The sequence below is a fragment of the Anaerolineae bacterium genome (assembly GCA_016931895.1).
In the GTDB taxonomy this organism is placed as follows: Bacteria; Chloroflexota; Anaerolineae; order 4572-78; family J111; genus JAFGNV01.
On the sequence record JAFGDY010000160.1, the window covers coordinates 1 to 5,381 of the forward strand.

Sequence of the window (5,381 nt, forward strand, 5' to 3'; positions counted from 1 at the left end):
GGCGTAGAACTGCCCACCTGACCGCCCTGAATGCACGGTCATTATCTCTGGGATACCACTTCCTGGCTAACTTATTATACGAGGAGGGAAATGGGCGCCCGCCGGTGTATTCGGCCACAATCCGCAGAATACCGTTGGAACGAAAGATTATTCTTTTGGAAGTGGTCTCATTGTTGTTGTTTGGCCTGGCCGGGGGTGATTTCTGATTCTCGATAGTCATTGTTTATCTTCAGTAATTCCCGGCGCAAGTTTTTCCAAAAAAATCAAGGTGTGGGTCTCCATTTCTTTTTGTTTGAATTCCCGGTAGCCCAGTTTTTTATAAATATGCAGCGCGCCGGCGGTTTTGTGGCCCGTAAACAGCTCAAAACGTTTGATGTTTTGGAAACAGCCTTCCAGCTCTTGCATCAGTTTAGTGCCGATGCCCCGGTTTTGAAAATCAGGATGCACAATCAAACGGCCCACCAAACAGGCGCCGTCAACTACGGCGGCCCGCACCGAGCCAACAATCCTATCGTCAAGCACGGCTTTGAGGAACAGCATCTTTTCAAAATCAGTCTGTATTTCGGCCAGGGTTTGGATCAAGGGGGGCAGGGTATCGTCGTTGTAGCGTTCGGCTTCCATTTGATAGGCCAGTTTTTGTAGGGCCAAAATTTCTTGAGCGTCGTCAATATTGGCGCGGGTGATGAGCATCTTGATGTTCTCCAAAATATTTTGATTATTTTTATAATTGCCTTCCCTCAAAATAGGCGCGGCCGTTGCTGCCTCGCCACATAACAAAGGCGTCACGGATACGGGGGAGGTGGCTTGGCTCAAGGCCGGTTGGTAAATTGTCCTCGGCAAACCAGCCTTTAGCCAATGTTTCCAGGGCGTGGGACGGTTCTACCATCTCGGTTTCAAGCGGCCGGCATAAAAACACAAACACATACAGGTGATGCGGCGAGGCGTCATGGTGAAACCGTGAATCGTACACGCCCACCAGCATCATTGCTTTGCAGCTTACGCCGGTCTCTTCAAACGCTTCCCGCACAACCCCTTCGGCCGGTGTTTCCCCCACCGACATGGCCCCGCCCGGCAAGGCCCACTTGTGAGTGTCGGCGCGTTGGATGAGCAAAATTTCGCCCGCGTTATTGATCACCGCGGCATCTCCCACCGAAAGCGGCGTCGGCCTATTCAAGATTGGCTTGCGCAGGGGTTCAATTTGGTCAGAAGTTTGGCCGGTGGCCAGGGCAAACATTTCCAGGGCTATGTTTTGAATAGTCCGGTAGTTCTCGAGATCGTAAATGTTTTGGGAAAACTTCAAGCCCATGGCGGAAATGTCGCGCAATTTATCCGCCCACAGCGCAATAGTTTCAGCAGGTTTCATTCTGCCACACCTCCGGTTACTTTTTCTGGATTGGCCATATCAGGGGAACTTTACTCCATCTTCAGACGATCTGTAAGGGCCGACCACCGGGCGGCGATTTTATCATTTTTCACCGCCATAGCCATGGCCTTGCGCGTGCCCACAATCACCACCATTTTTTTGGCCCGGGTGATGGCGGTATACAGCAGGTTGCGCTGGAGCATTACATAGTGCTGGGTGAGCATGGGCAATACCACTACCGGGTATTCGCTGCCCTGGCTTTTGTGCACGCTCATGGCATAGGCCAGGGTCAATTCATCCAGCTCGTTCAGTTCATAGGCGATACTGCGGCCTTCAAATTCCACCCAAATTTCGCCCTCTTCCAGGTCAAGATATTCAACCCGGCCCACGTCGCCGTTAAAAACATCCTTGTCGTAATTGTTACGCAGTTGCAAAACACGGTCGTTCACCCGGAATACGCGGCTACCGCTGCGATACTCCGGTTGGCGGTAACGCATGGGGTTAAGCCGGGCCTGCAATTTTTCATTGAGAGAGCGCGCGCCAACCACGCCCCGGTGCATGGGGCTGAGAACCTGAATATCATGGTTGGGAATATCAAACTTTTGGGGAATCCGTTGGGCCACAATGTCAACAATCAAATCCGCCGCGGCTTCAGGGTCCTCCTGGCCAAAAAAGTAAAAATCCCGCTTGTTTTGGGGAAACAGCGGGGTTTCGCCCCGGTTGATGCGGTGGGCGTTGGTGATAATGGTACTGTCGGCGGCCTGGCGAAAAATCACATCCAGCCGGGTAACAGGCGCCACGTCGCTGCTTATCAAATCGCGCAGCACGTTGCCCGCGCCCACGCTGGGCAATTGGTCGGCATCGCCCACCAGCAACAGATGGGCCGCTGGCGGGATGGCCTTGAGAACATTGTTCATCAGGGCCAGGTCAATCATGGAACACTCATCCAGGATGAGCAGATCACACTCCAGGGGGTTATCCTGGTTGCGCTGGAACTTGAAGCCTTCGCTGGGGCTGACTTCCAGCAAACGATGAATGGTTTTGGCTTCGTGACCGGTGCTTTCGGCCAGGCGTTTGGCCGCGCGGCCGGTGGGGGCGGCCAGCAGGGCGGTTTTACCTTTGCCCTGCACCAGCCGCAACACCGACTGCACCGTAAAGGTTTTGCCGGTGCCCGGCCCGCCGGTCAAAATACTCACCTTACTGGTTAAAGCCGTGCGCACGGCCTGGCGTTGTTGCGCGGCCAGCTCAATATTACCTTTTTGGGCCGCCAGCCAGGCAAAAGCTTGGTCCCAATTGACCGCCCCAAATAAGGCCAGGCGACTCCCCCTGGCGGCCAGCAATTGTTTGACCTGCCGCGCCACGCCAACCTCGGCGTAATAAAAGGGGATCAAGTAAACGGCCTCAACAGCGGGCGCTTCGATTTTGGTTTGACGATTTTGGAGGCCAACAATCTCTTCTATTTTTACCCGGTTTTCTTGTTGCAGGGTGTCAAGTTGCGCCTGCACTTGTTCCGGCTTGACCGCCAGAATTTTAACCGCCTCCTGGATCAGGTGTTCGCGCGGGGCAAACACATGGCCCTGGTCGGCCAATTGGTTGAGGGTATGCTCAATGCCGGCGGCAATGCGCTGCGGCCCGTCTGCGGCCAGGCCAATGCTGCGGGCGATTTTGTCGGCGGTCAAAAAGCCAATGCCAAAGATGTCGCGCGATAGGCGGTAGGGATCGTTTTTGACCACGCCGATGGCGGCGTCGCCGTAGGTTTTGTAGATTTTTACGGCCAGGTGGGTGCTGACCTGGTGGCTTTGCAAAAAGAGCATAATTTCTTTGATCTGTTTTTGCGCTTCCCAGGCATGGGCAATCATCTTGACCCGTTTGGGGCCAATGCCGTCCACCTCGGCCAGCCGGTTGATGTTATGCTCAATGACCTCGATGGTGTAGGGGCCAAATTTTTCGGCAATCCGCTTGGCCATTACCGGGCCAACGCCCTTGATCAGGCCGCTGCCCAAATACCGTTTGATGCCTTCCACGGTGGCCGGCATTTCTTCAACGTAACGTTCAATCTCAAACTGTTCACCGTATTTGGGGTGGGTTTTCCAGCGCCCTTCCAGCTTCAGCCGCGCCCCGGGGTGCACATCGGCCAGGGCGCCCACCACCGTGACCAGGCCAAAATGTCTGTCGGCGTGGAAACGGGCCACGGTATAACCGTTGTCTGGATTGCTGAACGTGATCCGCTCAAGCACGCCTTTGAGGATAGTAGGAGATGGATTCATAACGCCTCTACCCTCATTGTAACACGAAATTTCCGGTTTAGGGAAAATCTGTCAGGCGTGTGGAAACAAAAAAGGGCGTCTTTTACGCCCTTTTTTTTGACCGGTTCTAACCGCGCCGGCGGCTCAAGCATTACCTGTTCTTATCCTGTTTTTCTTTTTCAAACAAACCCAGGGCTTCTTCTTCGTTCCAGGTTTCATCCAGTTCTTTGGCAATGGCGGCGGCTACTTCGGTGGCGGAACCTTCGCGTTCCTGCTCCTTACCCCATTTGAACATTGAGGTGTAAGCCGCTGCGCCGGTGCCTCCCCCCCGAGCCGCCGCTTTTTCGACAGTTTCTTGAAAACGGGCCGGTAAATTTTCCCGAACCGTGCCATTAACGTCTGTTGCTTTTACACCTAACGGAATATGTTCCCAATACAATATTTGATATCGGGCCATAACTTTTCTGCCTCCTGGAATGGTTTCAAGTGCGTGCGTTCAAAACAAGGGTAATTGGCTAAGGCCATCCACCTGTTAGTTTACACTTACCAGGGTAAAATTGCAACTTTGCTGTAACCTGTTTCCCAAAAATCCGGCCTTGTTTCAAAGAGGCCAGGCTGAGAATGATGGAGGCTGCTTTGACTATCTGCCCTAATTGTTGTAATATTTCCGGTAATGGGCCGGTGGCGGAAAGGCAGACGCAGGGGACTTAAAATCCCCCGAGGCTTGTAACCTCGTGTGGGTTCGACTCCCACCCGGCCCATGGCTAACACGACCGAGTATCAGAAAAAAGGTCGTGGCCATGGACGGGGGGTAAGGTGAATAACTTTGCCCCCTCCGATTTCCAGACGCCCAAAGATGGAATTGATGGGCGTCTTTTTTGTTTTTGGAGAAGCCGCGGGAATTTGCTCCGGCGTGGCACGCATACGGGTGATAACCTGATTAAAGTTAAAGGTTTGGGTAGCGGTATAGAGCTGGTCTTCTAATGTGTGTGTGGCAATGGCCTGGTCAATTTCGCTTTTACGGAGCAGGTAGCGATCTTTGTCGATGCCGCCATCCAGGTATAAATCTTCAAGATGGGCAATGTCGCCGAGAAGGTAGATGCGGGCCGGGTCATTGGGGCTGCTGGCAAAGCTGCGGCTGCGTCCGGCTTTGGCCAGACCGACCTGATCACAGAGGGCTGCAGGTAGAATGGGATTATGCCCGCCGGCCAAGACTGCGGCGTTTTTGGTTTTGACTTTGTTACCAAGCGGCAAGTCGCCCCGGTAGAGTTCCAAGAGGCGACATATGGTACGGATATTTTCTTTACTAAAGGGACGAGGAGTAGTCTGAGCGTCGGAATAGCAGCGTTCTTCGTAACCGGGCGACGGCGATCTAACTACATAACATATTCTTTTTATTCGGTTATATAACTCTTACCAGACAAAGGGTAGAGTGCAAAATAATACTGCTATTAATGAAATTGCCGTAAATTTGAGGGCAACACCCCACCTGGCCATTTGTTCAGGATTCATTTTTAGTGAGCGAATAGGTGCGCGGCATTTTCATGATAAAGGGACAACCCTGCGGCCCTGGACAGCCCCGGCCAATACTGCAATTGCCGGGCCGGCACGCCACAAAAACCTGTTCTTGTTCCCGCTCATCATCTTTGATCCGCCCCTTACGCATCCAATACGCAATCATTCCATCCAGGGCGCTGCGCTCAACAGACAGTTTCCGGCTCAATTCATTCAAGTTGATTGAACCTTGCGCGGCTTCTATTTCTTGCAAAACC

Annotated in this window: 7 protein-coding genes and 1 tRNA gene; 2 read left to right on the forward strand and 6 right to left on the reverse strand. The window is 53.1% G+C overall.

The window, feature by feature from the left end:
• A partial coding sequence (locus tag JW953_12155; protein MBN1993445.1) for a hypothetical protein occupies positions 1-206 on the forward strand: 206 nt, incomplete at its 5' end.
• A 10-nt stretch (positions 207-216) separates the two neighbouring features.
• Here the strand turns inward: JW953_12155 and JW953_12160 are convergent.
• The 4 genes from JW953_12160 to JW953_12175 all read right to left on the reverse strand — a co-directional run bounded on the left by JW953_12160 (position 217) and on the right by JW953_12175 (position 4,066).
• The gene (locus JW953_12160) at positions 217-690 is read right to left on the reverse strand and encodes a GNAT family N-acetyltransferase (protein ID MBN1993446.1); all 474 of its coding nucleotides are present in this window, start codon (positions 688-690) and stop codon (positions 217-219) included.
• A gap of 31 nt (positions 691-721) precedes the next feature.
• Positions 722-1,363, reverse strand: a complete 642-nt coding sequence (locus JW953_12165) for an NUDIX hydrolase N-terminal domain-containing protein (protein ID MBN1993447.1) — start codon at positions 1,361-1,363, stop codon at positions 722-724.
• A gap of 50 nt (positions 1,364-1,413) precedes the next feature.
• Complete coding sequence (locus JW953_12170; GenBank protein MBN1993448.1) at positions 1,414-3,630, reverse strand: ATP-dependent RecD-like DNA helicase; 2,217 nt, start codon at positions 3,628-3,630, stop codon at positions 1,414-1,416.
• A 130-nt stretch (positions 3,631-3,760) separates the two neighbouring features.
• Complete coding sequence (locus JW953_12175) at positions 3,761-4,066, reverse strand: virulence factor (GenBank protein ID MBN1993449.1); 306 nt, start codon at positions 4,064-4,066, stop codon at positions 3,761-3,763.
• Positions 4,067-4,284: 218 nt separating this feature from the next.
• Here JW953_12175 and JW953_12180 point away from each other — a divergent pair.
• Positions 4,285-4,370: transfer RNA gene (locus tag JW953_12180), tRNA-Leu, on the forward strand.
• Between the two features lie 19 nt (positions 4,371-4,389).
• Here the strand turns inward: JW953_12180 and JW953_12185 are convergent.
• Together JW953_12185 and JW953_12190 are read right to left on the reverse strand one after the other, a co-directional pair.
• Positions 4,390-4,884 carry a hypothetical protein gene (locus tag JW953_12185; protein ID MBN1993450.1) on the reverse strand — a complete coding sequence of 165 codons (495 nt, stop codon included), beginning with the start codon at positions 4,882-4,884 and terminating at the stop codon, positions 4,390-4,392.
• A gap of 226 nt (positions 4,885-5,110) precedes the next feature.
• On the reverse strand, positions 5,111-5,377 hold the full coding sequence (locus tag JW953_12190) for a hypothetical protein (protein MBN1993451.1): 267 nt from the start codon (positions 5,375-5,377) through the stop codon (positions 5,111-5,113).
• Positions 5,378-5,381: the final 4 nt, after the last annotated feature.

Coding starts and splice junctions, on each gene's coding strand:
- JW953_12160 (MBN1993446.1), bottom strand. CDS start 690: ATGCTCATCACCCGCGCCAATATTGACGACGCTCAAGAAATTTTGGCC.
- JW953_12165 (MBN1993447.1), bottom strand. CDS start 1,363: ATGAAACCTGCTGAAACTATTGCGCTGTGGGCGGATAAATTGCGCGAC.
- JW953_12170 (MBN1993448.1), bottom strand. CDS start 3,630: ATGAATCCATCTCCTACTATCCTCAAAGGCGTGCTTGAGCGGATCACG.
- JW953_12175 (MBN1993449.1), bottom strand. CDS start 4,066: ATGGCCCGATATCAAATATTGTATTGGGAACATATTCCGTTAGGTGTA.